The organism is Pseudomonas farsensis (assembly GCF_014268805.2).
Taxonomy (GTDB): Bacteria; Pseudomonadota; Gammaproteobacteria; order Pseudomonadales; family Pseudomonadaceae; genus Aquipseudomonas; species Aquipseudomonas farsensis.
Genome location: NZ_JABWRF020000002.1, coordinates 1,395,098 through 1,413,381, shown reverse-complemented (window position 1 = coordinate 1,413,381; position 18,284 = coordinate 1,395,098). Strand labels below are relative to the sequence as shown.

Here is an 18,284-nt window from a genome sequence, read left to right as displayed (position 1 = left end):
ACCCCAGCCTGATACAGACGATGCGACACATGCCCAAAGGATTGACCCGCGCCGTCGGCGCCCTGCTGGCCCTCGTGGCCCTGTACAGCCTGCTTGGCTTTCTTATCCTCCCGGGCATTGCCTTGCGCATCGCCAACCAGCAGTTGGCGCAATACGCCACGCTGCCGGCGCACTTGCAGCGCATAGAGCTCAACCCGTTCAGCCTGGAGCTGACCCTCTGGGGCCTGCAGATCGGCGAACCGGGCAAGGAGCAAGTGGGCTTCGAACGCCTCTACGCCAACCTGTCGCTCGACAGCCTGTGGTCCAAGGCGCTGCACCTGCAAGCGGTAGAGCTCGACAAACCGCGCACCGAGCTGCTGTTCGCCAAGGACGGCAGCCTCAACCTGACCCGCCTGTTCAAGCTGCCGCCGAGCGAGCCCAAGCCGGAGCAACCGCCCAGCGACCCGTTCCCACTGCGCATCGGCAGCATCAAGCTGAGCGATGGCTACCTGCACTTCGAAGACCTGCGCCCCAGCGAACCCATCGAGTTTCTTTACGACTCGCTCGACCTTGAGCTTAAAAACCTCAGCACGCTGCCGGACGACAACGCCGACATGACCTTGGTGGCCAACGGCCCCAATGGCGGGCGCATCGATTGGGCCGGCACCCTGAGCCTGGCGCCAATCGCCTCCGAAGGCACCCTGAAAGTCACCGACGGCAAAATGAAGCTGTTCTGGCCTTATGTGCGCGATGCCGTGCCGCTGGTGCTGGAAGACGGCCAGGTCAGCCTGGACGCGCACTACAAGATCAACCTGGCCAAAGAAACCGAGCTACTGCTCGACAAGGTGTCGCTGCGCGTCGCCCCGTTTGCCATCAACGCCCCGGACGGTCGCAAGCTGGCGCGCCTGGCCAGCCTTGAAGTCAGCGAAACCTCCATCGACCTGGCCAAGCAGTTGGTAACCGTGGGCAAGGTGCGCAGCGAAAAGCTCGAAACCTGGGCCGCGCTCGAAAAGGACGGCCAGCTCGACTGGCAGAAACTGTTCGCCAGCCAACCGGCCAAGGCCACCCCCAAGGAAAAAGCCGAACCGGCAGCCGCCGAACCGAGCGCCAAGGAAAAGGCCGCCAAGGCGCCGAGCAAACCCTGGCAAGTGCTGCTCAAGGACGTCCAGGCGCGCAATTACATGGTGCACCTGGCCGACCGCAGCCAGAAGGAGCCCGTGGCGCTGGATGTCGGCCCGCTCAACCTTGACCTGAAAAACTTCGACAGCCTCAACGGCTCGCCCTTCCAGCTCAAGCTCGATACCGGCGTGGGCAAGCAAGGCAAGCTGCAAGCCACAGGCCAGGTCAACCTGGCGCCTGTCACTGCCAAGCTGGATGTCAGCACCCGCGACATCGACCTGCGCGTGGCCCAGGCCTATATCAGCCCGTACATTCGCCTGGAACTGCGCAGCGGCATGCTCGCCAGCGACCTCAACGTCGACCTGAAGAACACCTCGCCGCTGGCCTTCGCCATCACCGGCAAGGCCCAGGTCAACCAGTTGCATACGCTGGACACCATCAAGAGCCGCGACTTCGTCAAATGGCAGCAGGTCAACGTCGACGGGTTGTCGTATGTGCATGGCGATGCCCTGACCATCGACAAGGTCACGCTGATGCAGCCTTACGCCCGCTTCATCATCAACGAAGACCGCACCACCAACGTCGATGACCTGCTGATCCCGCAGCCAGCAGGTGCTGCGGCACCGGCCAGCCAGAAAAAGGCCAGCACCGCCAGCAGCGCTGAAAAACCGCTGGGCATCCGCATCGGCCAGATCGACATCAAGGAGGGTTCGGCCAACTTCGCCGACCTGACCCTGACGCCCAACTTCGCCACTGCCGCGCAACAGCTCAACGGCCAGATCGGCACCATCGACAACCGCCAGCCGACACCGGCCAAGGTCGAGGTGAAGGGCAAGGTAGACCGCTATGCGCCAGTGACCATCAAGGGCGCGCTCAACCCGTTCAACCCGATGGCCAGCCTGGACATCGCCACCAGCTTCAAGCGGGTCGAGCTCACCAACCTGACCCCTTACTCCGGCAAGTTCGCCGGCTTGCGCATCCGCAAAGGCCGGATGAACCTCGATTTGCACTACTTGATCACCAATGGCCAGCTCAAGGCGCAGAACAAAGTGGTGATCGAGCAATTGCAGCTGGGTGACAAGGTCGACAGCCCGGACGCCGTCGACCTGCCGATTCGCCTGGCGGTGGCCTTGCTCAAGGACACCAACGGTACGATCTCCATCGAACTGCCGGTGACGGGCGACCTGAACAACCCGCAGTTCAGCGTCATGCCGATTGTCTGGCAGACCCTGCGCAACCTGGTGCTGCGTGCGGCCCAGGCGCCGTTCAAGATGCTCGGTGGCCTGGTCTCCGGGGGCGGCGCGGCTGATCTTGGCAACGTGTCGTTCGCGCCGGGTTCCAGCGACCTCAGCCCCGATGCCCAGGAGGCGTTGGACAAGCTGGCCGCAGCATTGAAGGAACGCCCTGAACTGCGCCTGGAAATCGAAGGCACCGCCGCGCAGAACAGCGACGGCCCATTGATCGCCCAGCAGCGGCTGGAGCGTGAGTACCAGGCCACCTGGTACAAGATCTTGCAGCGCCGCGGCGACAAGGTGCCTGCCAACCCTTCACTGCTGGTGGTCGACGACAGCGACAAGCCAGCCATGCTCGAAGGCATCTACCGCACCCGCCTCAAACAGCAACCGCCGGCGCAATGGGAACAACTCAGCCGCAGCGAGCGCGCCGACAAGCTGCGCGAAGCGGTGATCAAATCCTGGGCAGAAAGCGCAGCCCTGCTGCGTACCCTTGGCCAGGAGCGGGCCAGCAGCATCAAGGACTACCTGGTCGACCGTGGGCAGCTTGAAGATGACCGCGTGTACTTCATCGATGCAGCGCTGGGCCAGGCTGAAAGCGATGGCCGGGTAGTGACGCCAATGCACCTGGATGCCGAATAAGCCCCCGGTGAAGGCGCCAAATAACCCCGCATAAACAAAAGCCCCGGCCAATGCCGGGGCTCTTGTTTATGCGGTGGCCAATCCTTTGGCTTATGGGCTAATCCTTATTCAGCCTTCAGGCCGTCAGCCGAAACAGCTTTCACGCCTTCGATTTTCTTGGTGATGTCGACAGCCATTTTTTTCTGGGATTCGGTCACGGCAACGGTCGAGGACAGGGAAACAACACCCTTGTTGGTTTCGACTTTGATGTCGCTACCTGGAATGCCTTTCTCGGTCAGCAGATCCGCTTTCACCTTGGTGGTGATCCAAGTGTCTTTGGTCTCTTCCTTGGCTTTGGTCACTTCACCGGCAGCCAGCATCATTGGGGCTTGGGTGGCCGCCTGTTGCGCGAATGCTGCGTTGGTCATGGTCAGGGTCAGAGCGGTAGCAGCAGCGGCAGCAATAGCGAACTTCTTCATGTGGGTCACTCCTGTTGTCGAAAGATCTGCGCCAGGGTTGGTGGCGTCAGGTAACAGGGATATTGCATGGCCTGTGCCAGCTTTTCCGTTTCGCTTGAAGCCTTTAAAAACAATGACTTACGAGAAAATCGTTGATACACCCTTCGTGCATTTTGCAAGCCGGGGCGGTTTCCTGCATGCAAGATGCAAGTGTGCTTGAGAAATCGCAGGCAAAAAAAACGACCCCGAAGGGTCGTTCTATAAGCCTTAAGGCTTAAACGCCCGATGCCTTGGCAGCGGCTACGTCTTTGATCGACAGTTTGATACGGCCGCGGTTGTCCACGTCCAGTACCAGTACTTCGACTTCCTGGCCTTCCTTCAGCACGTCGGTGACTTTCTCGACACGAGCATCGCTCAGCATCGAGATGTGCACCAGGCCGTCTTTGCCTGGGAGGATGTTGACGAAGGCGCCGAAGTCGACGATGCGCTCGACCTTGCCGACGTAGATCTTGCCGATCTCGGCCTCTGCGGTGATACCCAGGACGCGCTGCTTGGCAGCTTCTGCCGCTTCCTTGGTTTCGCCGAAGATCTTGATGGAGCCGTCGTCTTCGATGTCGATCGAAGCCTTGGTCTCTTCACAGATAGCGCGGATGGTGGCGCCGCCTTTACCGATGACGTCACGGATCTTGTCGGTGTCGATTTTCATCGCGATCATGGTCGGAGCGTTGGCCGACAGTTCGGTACGCGACTGGCCAATGATCTCGTTCATCTGGCCGAGGATGTTCAGGCGCGCTTCCAGGGCTTGGCCCAGGGCGATTTCCATGATCTCTTCGGTGATGCCGTTGATCTTGATGTCCATCTGCAGCGCGGTAACACCTTTGGCGGTACCGGCTACCTTGAAGTCCATGTCGCCCAGGTGGTCTTCGTCACCGAGGATGTCGGTGAGGATGGCGAACTTCTCGCCTTCCTTGACCAGGCCCATGGCGATACCGGCGACCGGCGCCTTCATTGGCACACCAGCGTCCATCAGGGCCAGCGAAGCACCACAGACCGAAGCCATGGAGCTGGAACCGTTGGATTCGGTGATTTCCGAAACGACGCGGATGGTGTACGGGAACACGTCAGCGGCAGGCAGCATGGCCTGGACCGAACGACGGGCCAGACGGCCGTGGCCGATTTCGCGGCGGCCGGCGCCACCCATGCGACCACACTCGCCCACCGAGAACGGCGGGAAGTTGTAGTGCAGCATGAAGGGGTCTTTCTTCTCGCCTTCCAGGGTGTCCAGCAGCTGTGCGTCACGCGCAGTACCGAGGGTGGCAACTACCAGCGCCTGGGTTTCGCCACGGGTGAACAGTGCCGAACCGTGGGTTTTTGGCAGAACACCGACTTCGATGTTCAGCGGACGCACGGTCTTGGTGTCACGGCCGTCGATACGCGGCTTGCCGTTGACGATGTTCTCGCGCACGGTGCGGTATTCGATTTCGCCGAAGACTTCTTTGACTTCAGCAGCCGAAGGCTGGCCTTCTTCACCGGAGAACTTGGCGATCGCCTGATCGCGCAGCTCGCCCAGGCGCGCGTAGCGGTCGGCCTTGACGGTGATGGTGTAGCCCTGGGAAACAGCCTCGCCGAACTCGGCGCGGATGGCGTTGAACAGCTCGGTGTTGGCAACGGCCGGTTTCCAGTCCCAGGTCGGCTTGGCAGCTTCGGCAGCCAGCTCTTTGACCGCTTTGATCACGGCCTGGAATTCGTCGTGGGCGAACAGCACGGCGCCCAGCATCTGGTCTTCGGTCAGCTCTTTGGCTTCCGATTCAACCATGAGTACAGCCGATTCGGTACCGGCTACGACCATGTCCAGGCTCGAAGCCTGCAGCTGCTCGTAAGTCGGGTTCAGCAGGTAGCCGGTGCTTTCGTGGAAGGCAACGCGGGCAGCGCCGATCGGGCCTTCGAACGGGATGCCGGAGATTGCCAGGGCAGCCGAGGTGCCGATCATGGCGGCGACGTCCGGGTCGGTCTTCTTGCTGGTCGACACGACGGTGCAGACAACCTGCACTTCGTTCATGAAGCCTTCTGGGAACAGCGGACGGATCGGACGGTCGATCAGGCGCGAAGTCAGGGTTTCTTTTTCGGAAGGACGGCCTTCACGCTTGAAGAAGCCACCAGGGATCTTGCCGGCGGCGTAGGTTTTTTCCTGGTAGTGCACGGACAGCGGGAAGAAGCCTTTGCTCGGGTCTGCGTGCTTGGCACCGACCACGGTCACCAGCACGGTGACATCGTTGTCGACGGTGACCAGCACTGCGCCGGAGGCTTGACGGGCAATGCGGCCCGTTTCGAGAGTAACGGTCGATTGACCGAACTGGAACGTCTTGATTACCGGGTTCACGGTTTCCTACCTTCTTCAGTGGCTCTTGGGGGAACTGGTTCTTGCGAATGGGTGGGCAGAACGGAGTATCGGCTCCATTGACCGTCCAGATACAACACGAGGTTGGGAGCCTGGCGCCGAGCGGATAAACCGCACGACACACCAGACTGCCAACCTCGCAGATCGCGCGACGTGCCCGACGGCAGCACTGCTGAGCAGCGCTACCGAAGCATGCGACACGCCATGCAACACCACTGGCCAGGCCGCTATTAGCGACGCAGGCCCAGGCGACCGATCAGGGCGCTGTAACGAGTGGTGTCTTTACCCTTCAGGTAATCCAGCAGCTTACGACGCTGGTTGACCATACGGATCAGACCACGACGGGAGTGGTGGTCTTTATCGTTGGCCTTGAAGTGGCCTTGCAGCTTGTTGATGTTGAAGGTCAGCAGGGCAACCTGAACTTCCGGGCTGCCGGTGTCGCCTTGGGCTTGCTGATAGTCTGCAACGATCTGAGCTTTTTCTTCGACGCTGAGGGCCATTTGGCTTCTCCTGATAACGGAACCCGCAAGCGGGCCCAATAGGCCAGGGATTCAATCCCTGTATTAATAAGAAGAGGAATGACCGTGCCTACTGACAGCCATCCTCGAACCCGCAGGGCAAAGCCTGAACCTCGCCCTGTGGTTTCGGTCATTCCGACCGAATCAAGCGACGCGGCGCAATGCGCCCGTCTTCGCTCACTTCACCGATACCGATGAAGCGACCATTGTGATCCTGCACCCGAACCATGCCGAACTGCGGCGCTTCTGGGGCACGTACTGCCTGGCCATGCAGCCAGTAAAACGAACTGTGCTCGGACAGCTGCACCAGCGGCCAGTCGAGCAACCCGCTGTCGGACGGCATCAGGAAGCGGTCTAGCGCTTCGTTGCCACCCTCGGCGTGGGCTTGTTCCAGCGCTTCGAGGGTCACGGTCTGGGCCAGCTCGAAGGGGCCTGCCTGGGTGCGGCGCAGCTCGGCAACGTAGGCTCCACAGCCCAACGCCTCGCCCATATCCTCGACCAGAGTACGGATATAGGTGCCTTTGCTGCAGCCAACCGACAGGCGCGCCCGGGTGCCTTCGCACTCAAGCAGCTCAAGCCGGCTAATAGTAACAGAACGCGCCTCGCGCTCCACTACCTCTCCTGCACGCGCCAGTTTATACAGCGGCTGGCCATCGCGCTTGAGGGCGGAGTACATCGGCGGTATCTGCTGGATTTCACCGCGAAAACGCGGAATGACCGCTTCGATATCGGCGCGACCAACGGTCACCTCACGGCTTTTGAGCACTTCGCCCTCAGCATCGCCGGTGGTGGTGGTCTGGCCCATCTGCATGACCGTCTCGTAGCCCTTGTCGGAATCGAGCAGGTACTGCGAGAACTTGGTCGCCTCACCAAAGCACAATGGCAACACACCAGTGGCCAGCGGGTCGAGGCTGCCGGTGTGGCCGGCTTTCTCGGCATTGAGCAGCCAGCGGACTTTCTGCAGGGCAGCGTTGGAGGTGAACCCCAGCGGCTTGTCGAGCAGGATGATGCCGCTGACGTTACGGCGGATACGTTTGACCTGGGCCACCGCTTACTCCTTGGTGTCCGGCTGTTCGTCATCCTTGTGCAACCGGTCTTCGGCGACGGCACGTTCGATCAGGGCCGACAGGTGTACACCGCGGCTGACGCTTTCGTCGAAGTGGAAGTGCAGTTGCGGCACGCTGCGCAGTTGCATGGAACGGCCCAAGTGCAGGCGCAGGAAGCTCGCCGCGCTGTTCAGCGCCTTGACGGTCTGCGGTACGGTGTCGGCATCGTCCGGGCTCATCACGGTGATGAAGACCTTGGCGTGGCCAAGGTCGCGGCTGACGTCGACGGCAGTGATGGTCACAAGGCCAACACGCGGGTCTTTGACTTCACGGCGGATCAGCTCGGCCAGCTCGCGCTGCATCTGATCGCCTATGCGTTGGGTACGGCTATATTCTTTTGCCATTTTTGCTACCTGTAACTTAAAGCGGCAAACGCCCGGTCAAGCCGAAGCCTGACCGGGCGCTGCCTGCAGAGGCGCTGCCAGACGCCGCGAACGGCGCTGGCAACGGGCTCACCCTCAGAGGGTACGAGCCACCTGGACTTTCTCGAACACTTCGATCTTGTCGCCGACCTTGACGTCGTTGTAGCTCTTGACGCCAATACCGCACTCCATGCCATTACGCACTTCGGCAGCATCGTCCTTGAAGCGACGCAGCGATTCCAGCTCGCCTTCGAAGATAACAACGTCGTCGCGCAGTACGCGGATCGGACGGTTGCGGTACACGGTACCCTCGATGACCATACAGCCAGCGATGGCGCCGAACTTCGGCGAACGGAACACGTCGCGCACTTCGGCAACACCCAGGATGTTCTCGCGAACATCACTGCCGAGCATGCCGGTCAGGGCCTTCTTGACGTCTTCGATGATGTCGTAGATCACGTTGTAGTAACGCATATCCAGACCTTCCTGCTCGACGATACGGCGTGCACCCGCATCGGCACGCACGTTGAAGCCGAACAGCACCGCATTGGACGCCAGCGCCAGGTTGGCATCGCTCTCGGTGATACCACCGACGCCGCCACCGATCACGCGGACCTGCACTTCGTCGTTGCCCAGGCCGCCGAGCGAGCCTTGCAGCGCCTCGAGAGAACCACGCACATCGGTCTTGAGAACGATGTTGAGGGTTTTCTTCTCTTCCTGACCCATAGTCTCGAAGATGTTTTCCAGCTTGCCGGCGTGAGCACGGGCCAGCTTGACCTCACGGAACTTGCCTTGACGGAACAGGGCAACTTCGCGGGCTTTCTTCTCGTCAGCAACCACGGACAGCTCGTCACCGGCGTCCGGGGTGCCATCCAGGCCAAGGATCTCGACCGGGATCGACGGGCCAGCTTCCTTCACAGGCTTGCCGTTCTCGTCGAGCATGGCACGTACGCGGCCATAGTTGGAGCCGACCAGGACCATGTCGCCCTGACGCAGGGTGCCGTCCTGAACCAGGATGGTGGCAACCGGGCCACGGCCCTTGTCCAGGCGCGATTCAACCACGACACCACGGCCAGGAGCGGTCGGAGTGGCGGTCAGTTCGAGAATCTCGGCCTGCAGCAGGACAGCTTCGAGCAGCTCGTCAACACCGGTACCCATCTTGGCCGAAACCTTGACGAATGGAGTGTCGCCACCCCATTCCTCGGAGGTCACGCCTTCGACGGACAGCTCGTTGCGGATACGATCGAGGTCCGCACCTGGCTTGTCGATCTTGTTCACTGCAACCACCAGCGGTACGCCAGCAGCCTTGGCATGCTGAACGGCCTCGCGGGTTTGCGGCATCACGCCGTCGTCCGCAGCCACCACCAGGATGACGATGTCGGTCGCCTTGGCACCACGGGCACGCATCTGGGTAAACGCGGCGTGGCCCGGGGTGTCGAGGAAGGTGACCATGCCACGGTCGGTTTCGACGTGGTAGGCACCGATGTGCTGGGTGATACCACCGGCTTCGCCAGCAGCAACCTTGGCACGACGGATGTAGTCGAGCAGCGAGGTCTTACCGTGGTCAACGTGACCCATGACGGTAACAACCGGGGCACGGGAGGCAGTCTCACCTTCGAACTTGAGCGACTCGGCCAGCGAGTCTTCAAGCGCGGTGTCGCTGACCAGCGTGACCTTGTGGCCCAGTTCTTCGGCGATCAGCTGAGCGGTTTCGCGGTCCAGTACCTGGTTGATGGTCACCGGGGTGCCCATCTTGAACATGAACTTGACGACTTCGGCGCCCTTGACCGACATGCGCTGAGCCAGGTCCGAGACGGTAATGGTCTCGCCGATGGTCACGTCACGGATGACAGGACCGCTCGGGCTCTGGAAGCCATGCTGGTTACGCTTCTTGCCTTTGCCCTTGCCACCGCGACCACGACGGAAACCATCGCTTTCTTCATCGGTGGTACGTGGCGCAGCGCGTGGAGTCGGAGCCTTTTCCTTCTCCTTGACCTTGACCTTGATCGACACACGAGGGGCTTCGCCACGGCGTTCGCCGGTAGCTGCACCACCGCCGCCACGACGGTCGTCGTCACGGGTACGGCTTTCGTTGCGACGGGTCTCGTCTTTCTTGCGCTCGGCAGCACGGGCAGCGGCGTCTTCGGACACCGGTGCATCGGCCACGATAGGCGCGGCAGCAGCCGGCGCCGGCGCAGGCTTGGCAGCAGGCGCCGCAGCCGGAGCGTCGCCAGCCTGACGGCGAGCCTGCTCGTCGTTGCGGTTGCGCACTTCGTTGTTGATGCGGTCGCGCTCGGCAGTTTCAGCCGCGCGGCGCTCTTCCAGCTCGCGCTTCTGCTCGGCCTGGATTTCTTCCGGGCTGCGCTGCACGAATACTTTCTTCTTGCGTACTTCTACGCTGATGCTCTTGCTACCGGCGACACGCAGGGTGCTGGTGGTCTTGCGCTGCAAGGTAATCTTGCGCGGCTCTTCCACCTTGCTTTTATGGCTGCTTTTCAAATGAGTCAGCAGAGTCTGCTTCTCATTGTCGGTCACTACCTGACCGGCGTCGGTGTGCGGCAGACCTGCCTCACGCATCTGCTGCAGCAGGCGCTCTACCGGTGCCTCGACCTCTTGGGCCAGTTCTTTCACCGTGACTTGCGTCATGCACTTCTCTCCTCAGGCCGCGCCTAATTACTCGAACCAGTGGGCTCGGGCGGCCATGATCAACTTGCCGGCACGCTCTTCGTCGATGCCGTCGATGTCGAGCAGGTCGTCGATCGACTGCTCGGCCAGGTCTTCGCGGTTAACCACGCCGCGCACCGCCAGTTCGGCCGCCAGGTCTTTGTCCATGCCCTCGAGGGAGAGCAAGTCTTCAGCCGGATGGGCGTCTGCCAGTTTTTCTTCGGTAGCGATGGCTTTGGTCAACAAACGGTCCTTGGCCCGAGCGCGGAGCTCAGTGACGATCTCCTCGTCAAAGCCATCGATGTTGAGCATTTCTTCCAACGGTACGTAGGCAATTTCTTCAAGGCTGGTAAAGCCTTCGTCGACCAGGACTTGTGCCAGCTCTTCGTCGACTTCCAGTTCATCAATGAAATTACGCAGGATGTCGCCAGTTTCAGCCTGTTGCTTGGCCTGGATGTCCTTTTCGCTCATCACGTTCAGGGTCCAGGCAGTCAGCTGACTGGCCAGGCGAACGTTTTGACCGCCACGGCCAATGGCCTGGGCCAGGTTGTCTTCGGCTACGGCGATATCCATCGCATGGGCGTCCTCGTCAACGATGATCGAGGCAACTTCTGCCGGCGACATGGCGTTGATGACGAACTGCGCCGGGTTCTCGTCCCAAAGGACGATATCCACACGCTCACCACCCAGCTCGCCGGATACGGCTTGGACGCGCGAACCACGCATGCCGATACAGGCACCTTGCGGGTCGATGCGCTTGTCCTTGGAGCGGACGGCGATCTTGGCACGCGAACCCGGATCCCGGGATGCGGCCATGACTTCAATGAGGCCTTCAGCGATTTCCGGCACTTCGATGGTGAACAGCTCGATCAGCATCTGTGGCGCGGTACGCGACAGGATCAGCTGAGGACCACGGTTCTCGGTGCGGATTTCCTTGAGCAGCGCGCGCAGACGCACGCCAACCCGGAAGGTCTCACGGGGAATAATGTCTTCACGGGCCAACAGCGCTTCGGCGTTGTTGCCCAGGTCGACGATAACGTTGTCGCGGGTAACCTTTTTGACGGTACCGGAGATGATCTCGCCAACACGTTCGCGGTAGGCGTCAACCACCTGGGCGCGCTCGGCTTCGCGGACCTTCTGCACGATGACCTGCTTGGCGGTCTGCGCAGCGATGCGGCCGAATTCGATCGACTCGATCTTCTCTTCGATCACGTCGCCGACTTTGGCGTCCGGATGAGTCTGGTGGGCTTTTTCCAGCCAGGTTTCGATGGCTGGGTCGTCCAGGTCGTTTTCGTCGACCACGGTCCAGCGGCGGAAAGTCTCGTAGCTACCGGTGTGGCGGTTGATTTCCACACGCAGGTCAACTTCGTCTTCAAAACGTTTTTTGGTTGCAGTAGCCAGGGCTACTTCCAGCGCTTCGAAAATGACGCCTGGCGGTACACCCTTTTCGTTGGATACCGATTCAACAACCAGCAGTACTTCTTTGCTCATCGTACGCCTCGCCTTGCGCAAGCCATTGAGCCCGGAAAATCCGTCGGGCTCGGCACGTCTCAGTCAAAACTGGGAATAATATTGGCCTTGTCGATCGAGTCGATCGGCAGCAGGAATTCTTGATCGTCCACCTGGACCACCACGTCCTGTTCCTCCACACCGCGGAGAAGGCCCTGGAAGTTACGACGACCCTCGAAGGGTGAACGCAGTTTGATCTTCACCTGTTCGCCAGCATGCGAGGCAAACTGTTCAACGGTGAACAGCGGGCGTTCCATGCCAGGAGAGGAAACCTCAAGGGTATATTCGGAGCTGATCGGGTCCTCTACATCGAGAACGCTGCTGACCTGGCGGCTGACTTCAGCGCAGTCGTCCACCAGAATGCCGCCTTCCTTGTCGATGTAGACACGTAATACCGAATGCTTGCCCTGGGAGACGAATTCGATCCCCCAGCATTCAAAGCCCAGCCCCGTGACCACCGGGGCCAACAAGGCCTGCAACTGTTCTAGCTTGCTCGACACCTGAACCCCCTCGTGCATGCTGTGCAAATAAAAAATGGGCGAAGCGCCCATCCCTGAAAGCGCCGTCGGACAACGGCGCCGAAAAATGTTAGCTAGCAAAAAGCCCCTGAAAAGGGGCTCCGCTGAAGCTGGTTGCGGGGGCTGGATTTGAACCAACGACCTTCGGGTTATGAGCCCGACGAGCTACCAAGCTGCTCCACCCCGCGACAAAGCTGGGGCGCAAGTATAAGACCGAACCCTGTCCAGGGTCAATCCAACTTCCACCTACAAGAAAGCCCGCTAAAGCGGGCTCTCTTGCTTCAATTGGTACCGAGAAGGGGACTCGAACCCCTACACCCTATGGGCACAACCACCTCAAGGTTGCGTGTCTACCAATTCCACCACCTCGGCAATACTACATTTGAAACCCGTTACTGCTGCTCTTTTGCCGGAGGAGGTACATCACCAGAGTTGGTGGTTTCGCTCTTCTGCTGCTGGAGCACCGGTACATCATCATTGACGGCCGGCTTTTGCTCTTTGACTTCCAAAACCGCTGGATCTGGCAAACCGGCTTGAGTGAGCTGGTGTGCCTGCTGCTTGGCGAAGTATCCTAACCCAAGTGCAGTCAAAAAGAAAGTGGCAGCAAGTATAGCAGTAACTTTACTCAGGAAGGTAGCAGAACCTTGACTCCCGAACACAGTATTAGAAGCCCCTGCGCCGAAAGATGCACCTGCTTCCGCACCTTTACCCTGTTGCAGCAGCACCATGACAACCAGTGCCAATGCCGCCAACAGATGAAAAACAACTACGACTGTTTCCAGCATTGTTCAGTTTCCTGCGGCGCGACAAATTGCACCGAATTCGTCTGCGTTCAAGGAAGCTCCACCAATGAGCCCCCCATCAATATCCGGCATGCCGAACAGTTCGGCCGCATTGGCCGCCTTCACGCTGCCGCCGTAGAGAAGCTGCACGTTCTGTGCAACTTCGGCGTCCTGCGCCGCCAACTGCTTGCGGATGGCTGCATGCACATCCTGAGCTTGCTGTGGCGAGGCCGTCAAACCCGTACCGATGGCCCATACAGGCTCATAGGCAATTACTGCATTGGCAAAAGCCTTGATACCGAACGCGTCGATAACACTGCTTAGTTGACGCCCTACAACTTCGAGCGTCTTGCCCGCTTCGCGTTCCGCTAGAGTTTCCCCTACACAGAGCACCGGCGTCAAACCACTTTTCTGAGCGGCTGCAAACTTTTGATTCAGCACTTCGTTACTTTCGCCGATTATCTGGCGACGCTCGGAGTGGCCAATCAATACCAACTTGCAGCCCACTTCAGCCAGCTGACTCGGCGCAACTTCGCCGGTCAACGCACCCTGCTCGGGCTGTACTGCAGAATTCTGTGCTCCAACGATGACCGCCGTACCTTTGAGCCCATCAACAACTTCGTTGATGAACAAGGCCGGTGGAAACACCGCAACTTCGACACCGTTAGGAATGAGCATTTTGCCCAAGCCCTGAGTCAGCTCAGCGACGCTGGCGCGGTTACCGTGCATCTTCCAGTTACCAGCTACCATGGGGCGACGCATGCTTTACCTCGTCGGTCAAAGTGGGCGCAGATCTTACCCAACCCGATCTGCGCTGGCAAGCCTATTTCAGGCACAAACTTCTGCAACCAGTTTAGCCAGGGCTTCGGCATGGCCGCGCACCTGGCTTTCGTCGTCGCCTTCGACCATCACCCGCACCAACGGCTCGGTCCCGGATTTGCGCAGCAGCACGCGCCCGCGCCCGGCCATGGCTTCGGTGGCCTTGGCACTGGCCTCGACCACCAGCGGGTTCTGCAGCGGGTCGCTCTTGCCGGCTTCGAAGCGCACATTGATCAGCACTTGCGGGCACTTGCGCACCCCTTGACGGGCCTGCGCGAGGTTCTCGCCACGGCGTTTGAGGGCCATCAGCACCTGCAACGCGGCGATGATCGCATCACCGGTTGTGGTGTGGTTGCAGCACACGACGTGCCCTGAGTTTTCACCACCCAGCAGCCACTCACGCTCGATCAGCTCGGCCATGACGTAGCGGTCGCCGACCTTGGCCCGCACGAACGGGATATCCAGCTCTTTGAACGCAAGTTCCAGGCCCAGGTTGCTCATCAGCGTCCCGACCACCCCACCCTGCAGCTTGCCGCGGTCATGCAGGTCGCGACCGATTACATACAGCAGCTCGTCGCCGTCGACGATGGCGCCAGTGTGGTCAACCATCAGCACACGGTCGCCATCACCGTCGAACGCGATGCCAAGGTCGGCATGGCCTACCAGCACGGCAGCCTGCAGCGACTCGATATGGGTCGAGCCACAGTTTTCGTTGATGTTCAGGCCATCTGGTGCGGCGTTCAGCACCGTGACGTCGGCACCCAGCTCGCGGAAGACGCTCGGCGCCACCTTGTAGGTCGCGCCATGGGCACAATCGACGACGATCTTCAGCCCGGCAAAGCTGGTGCTGGTGGGCACGCTGCTCTTGCAGAACTCGATGTAGCGGCCGGCAGCGTCGTTGATGCGCGACACCTTGCCCAGCTTGCCGGACTCGACCACGGTCATCGGCTGGTCGAGAAGCTCCTCGATCATCAGCTCGACTTCGTCGGGCAGCTTGGTACCGCTGCCCGAGAAGAATTTGATGCCGTTGTCGTCATGGGGGTTGTGCGAGGCACTGATAACGATGCCAGCTTCGGCATGGAAGGTACGGGTGAGGTAGGCGATGGCCGGGGTCGGCATCGGGCCCAGCAACATCACGTCGGCACCGGCAGCGGACAGGCCAGCCTCAAGCGCCGACTCGAACATGTAGCCAGAAATACGCGTGTCCTTGCCCACCAGCACGCGGCAATGGCCCTGCTTGCGGAAGGCCATACCTGCGGCCCAGCCGAGTTTCAGCATGAAGTCCGGGGTGATGGGGAACTGGCCCACGCGGCCACGGATACCATCGGTACCAAAATATTTTCTGCTCATAGGGACTCCAATGTTCTTATTCGGCGCTCTGCACCGCTGCAATCATGCGCACCACATCGACCGTTTCGGCGACATCATGGACACGCAGGATGCTCGCCCCTTTGGTCATGGCCAAGGCTGCCAAGGCAAGGCTGCCATAAAGCCGCTGATCAACCGGGCGCTGCAGGGTGAGGCCGATCATGCTCTTGCGCGAAACGCCCACCAGCAGCGGGCAGCCGAGGCGGTAGAGCGCTTCCATGTGTTTGAACAGGCTCAGGTTATGCGCAACCGTCTTGGCAAAGCCAAAACCTGGGTCAAGAATGATGCGCTCAGCGCCGATGCCCACGGCGGCACAGGCCGCCATGCGCTGCTCGAGGTAGCGCGCGACATCGGCAGTTACATCATCGTAATGCGGATTGTCCTGCATGTTACCCGGCTCGCCACGCATGTGCATCAGGCACACCGGCAGCCCTGTAGCGGCGGCGGCATCGAGAGCACCCTCGCGCTCCAGGGCGCGCACGTCGTTGATCAGGCCGGCCCCCAGGCGCGCTGACTCGCGCATCACCGAAGGCGTTGAGGTATCGACGGAAATCACCACGTCGAGGCGGCTGTTGATTGCCTCGACAATGGGCGCCACACGCTCAAGCTCTTCGGTGGGAGACACGGCGCGGGCGCCGGGGCGGGTCGACTCACCCCCCACATCGATCAGCGTGGCACCGGCCAGCACCATCGCCTCGGCATGGCGCAGGGCTTCGTCACGCTGGCTGAAGCGCCCGCCATCGGAGAACGAGTCAGGGGTGATATTGAGGATACCCATGACATGGGTACGGGACAAATCAAGAACCCGGTTGCCGCAAGGCAACCGGGTTGGGTACTGCTGGGAAACCATAGAAACCCTTAGTGTTGAGCCGCTGGACCGCCGATCGGCGACTCAGGGCGATCACCCTGAGATGCCTGGTTGCCAGACGAAGTACCGGCATCGTTGTCCCAGTCACGCGGCTCACGCGGGGTACGGCCAGCCATGATGTCGTCGATCTGGTCGGCATCGATGGTTTCGTACTTCATCAGCGCCTCAGCCATGGCGTCGAGCTTGTCGCGGTTCTCGGTGAGGATCTGCTTGGCCGTGGCATAGCACTGGTCGATGATGCTGCGCACCTCGGAGTCGATCAGTTTGGCGGTCTCGCCGGAAACGCTGGTGCTCTGCCCGCCGGCGCTACGGCCGAGGAACACTTCGCCTTCTTCTTCGGCGTACATCAGCGGGCCGAGTTTTTCGGACAGGCCCCACTTGGTGACCATGTTCCGGGCAATCTGGCTGGCACGCATGATGTCGTTGGACGCACCGGTGGTGACGCCATCGAAGCCCAAGGTCATTTCTTCGGCAATACGGCCGCCGTACAGCGAGCAGATCTGGCTGATCAGCGCGCGCTTGGACAGGCTGTAGCGGTCTTCTTCGGGCAGGAACATGGTCACACCCAGTGCGCGGCCACGGGGAATGATCGAAACCTTGTAGACCGGGTCGTGCTCAGGCACTACACGGCCGACGATGGCATGACCGGCTTCGTGATAAGCGGTGTTCTGCTTTTCTTTCTCGGACATGACCATGGATTTGCGCTCGGCGCCCATCATGATCTTGTCTTTGGCCAGTTCGAACTCTTTCATCTCGACCAGGCGCTTGCCGGCACGGGCGGCGAACAGCGATGCCTCGTTGACCAGGTTGGCAAGGTCAGCACCGGAGAAGCCTGGTGTACCGCGGGCGATGACGGCCGGGTTGACGTTCTCGCCAAGCGGCGCCTTGCGCATGTGCACCTTGAGGATCTGTTCGCGGCCACGGATGTCCGGCAAGCCGACCACTACCTGGCGGTCGAAGCGGCCCGGGCGCAGCAACGCAGGGTCGAGCACGTCCGGACGGTTGGTTGCGGCGATGACGATGATGCCATCGTTCATCTCGAAGCCGTCCATTTCGACCAGCAGCTGGTTCAGCGTTTGCTCGCGTTCGTCGTGACCGCCGCCCATGCCGGCACCACGGTGGCGACCGACGGCGTCGATTTCATCGATGAAGATGATGCACGGGGCGTGTTTCTTGGCCTGCTCGAACATGTCGCGCACACGGCTGGCACCGACACCGACGAACATTTCGACGAAGTCAGAACCAGAAATGGTGAAGAACGGCACCTTGGCTTCACCGGCGATGGCCTTGGCCAGCAGGGTTTTACCGGTACCTGGCGGGCCTACCATCAGCACGCCACGCGGGATGCGGCCGCCCAGGCGCTGGAACTTGCCTGGATCGCGCAGGAATTCAACCAGCTCGCCAACCTCTTCCTTGGCCTCGTCGCAACCGGCGACGTCAGCCAGGGTAGTCTTGACCTGGTCTTCGGACAGCAGGCGCGCCTTGCTCTTGCCAAAGCTCATCGGGCCGCCCTTGCCGCCCGCCCCGCCCTGCATCTGGCGCATGAAGAACATGAACACCGCGATGATGACCAGAATCGGGAAGCTGGCGACCAGCAACTGGGTCCAGATGCTCTGCTGCTCAGGCTGCTTGCCTTCGACAGTGACGTGGTTGTCTACCAGGTCGCCGATCAGGCCGTTGTCGGTGATAGCCGGGCGAACGGTCTTGAAGCTGTCGCCGTCGCTGCGCTTGCCGGTAATGATGTAGCCGTCGACGGTCACACGCTCGACCTTGCCATCCTTGACCTGCTGGATAAAGTCGGAATAGTTGAGGGTCTGCGGCTCGTTAGGGCTGGAGAAGTTGTTCATCACCGTCACAAGGACGGCAGCGATGATCAACCAGAGGATCAGATTCTTTGCCATGTCGTTCAATTCGCTACCCTCTGAGGCCGGCGCACCACGCAGCCGTGCCTCGCATGATATAC

At 60.7% G+C, this 18,284-nt stretch carries 14 protein-coding genes and 2 tRNA genes; 1 reads left to right on the top strand and 15 read right to left on the bottom strand.

The window, feature by feature from the left end:
* The first annotated feature begins 29 nt into the window (after positions 1–29).
* Positions 30–2,972, top strand: a complete 2,943-nt coding sequence (locus HU719_RS15705; RefSeq protein WP_186535861.1) for a DUF748 domain-containing protein — start codon at positions 30–32, stop codon at positions 2,970–2,972.
* Between the two features lie 104 nt (positions 2,973–3,076).
* Here HU719_RS15705 and HU719_RS15700 read toward each other — a convergent pair whose 3' ends face one another.
* From HU719_RS15700 to ftsH, 15 genes are all read right to left on the bottom strand, one after another.
* Complete coding sequence (locus HU719_RS15700) at positions 3,077–3,430, bottom strand: BON domain-containing protein (protein ID WP_186535862.1); 354 nt, start codon at positions 3,428–3,430, stop codon at positions 3,077–3,079.
* Positions 3,431–3,683: 253 nt separating this feature from the next.
* Positions 3,684–5,789, bottom strand: a complete 2,106-nt coding sequence (pnp, locus tag HU719_RS15695; RefSeq protein WP_186535863.1) for a polyribonucleotide nucleotidyltransferase — start codon at positions 5,787–5,789, stop codon at positions 3,684–3,686.
* A 248-nt stretch (positions 5,790–6,037) separates the two neighbouring features.
* Complete coding sequence (gene rpsO, locus HU719_RS15690) at positions 6,038–6,307, bottom strand: 30S ribosomal protein S15 (RefSeq protein ID WP_186521095.1); 270 nt, start codon at positions 6,305–6,307, stop codon at positions 6,038–6,040.
* A gap of 148 nt (positions 6,308–6,455) precedes the next feature.
* Positions 6,456–7,373, bottom strand: coding sequence for a tRNA pseudouridine(55) synthase TruB (gene truB / locus HU719_RS15685; protein ID WP_186521094.1), 918 nt, complete (start codon positions 7,371–7,373; stop codon positions 6,456–6,458).
* Between the two features lie 3 nt (positions 7,374–7,376).
* Entirely contained in the window at positions 7,377–7,775 is a 399-nt protein-coding gene (rbfA, locus tag HU719_RS15680) for a 30S ribosome-binding factor RbfA (protein WP_186521093.1), read from the bottom strand.
* A gap of 114 nt (positions 7,776–7,889) precedes the next feature.
* Positions 7,890–10,439, bottom strand: a complete 2,550-nt coding sequence (gene infB, locus HU719_RS15675) for a translation initiation factor IF-2 (RefSeq protein ID WP_186521092.1) — start codon at positions 10,437–10,439, stop codon at positions 7,890–7,892.
* Between the two features lie 27 nt (positions 10,440–10,466).
* On the bottom strand, positions 10,467–11,948 hold the full coding sequence (gene nusA, locus HU719_RS15670) for a transcription termination factor NusA (protein WP_186521091.1): 1,482 nt from the start codon (positions 11,946–11,948) through the stop codon (positions 10,467–10,469).
* Between the two features lie 59 nt (positions 11,949–12,007).
* A complete protein-coding gene (rimP, locus tag HU719_RS15665) occupies positions 12,008–12,466 on the bottom strand; it encodes a ribosome maturation factor RimP (RefSeq protein WP_186521102.1) in 459 nt (152 codons plus the stop codon).
* Positions 12,467–12,595: 129 nt separating this feature from the next.
* A tRNA-Met gene (locus HU719_RS15660) sits at positions 12,596–12,672 on the bottom strand.
* A gap of 98 nt (positions 12,673–12,770) precedes the next feature.
* Positions 12,771–12,856: transfer RNA gene (locus HU719_RS15655), tRNA-Leu, on the bottom strand.
* Between the two features lie 20 nt (positions 12,857–12,876).
* Positions 12,877–13,269 (bottom strand): preprotein translocase subunit SecG, encoded by a 393-nt coding sequence (gene secG, locus HU719_RS15650; protein WP_011532138.1) that lies wholly within the window; start codon positions 13,267–13,269, stop codon positions 12,877–12,879.
* Positions 13,270–13,272: 3 nt separating this feature from the next.
* Entirely contained in the window at positions 13,273–14,028 is a 756-nt protein-coding gene (gene tpiA, locus HU719_RS15645; protein WP_186535864.1) for a triose-phosphate isomerase, read from the bottom strand.
* Between the two features lie 66 nt (positions 14,029–14,094).
* Complete coding sequence (glmM, locus tag HU719_RS15640; RefSeq protein ID WP_186521089.1) at positions 14,095–15,435, bottom strand: phosphoglucosamine mutase; 1,341 nt, start codon at positions 15,433–15,435, stop codon at positions 14,095–14,097.
* A 16-nt stretch (positions 15,436–15,451) separates the two neighbouring features.
* Entirely contained in the window at positions 15,452–16,303 is an 852-nt protein-coding gene (folP, locus tag HU719_RS15635; protein WP_186521088.1) for a dihydropteroate synthase, read from the bottom strand.
* 8 nt (positions 16,304–16,311) lie between these two features.
* The gene (gene ftsH / locus HU719_RS15630) at positions 16,312–18,222 is read right to left on the bottom strand and encodes an ATP-dependent zinc metalloprotease FtsH (RefSeq protein WP_186521087.1); all 1,911 of its coding nucleotides are present in this window, start codon (positions 18,220–18,222) and stop codon (positions 16,312–16,314) included.
* Between the last annotated feature and the right edge of the window lie 62 nt (positions 18,223–18,284).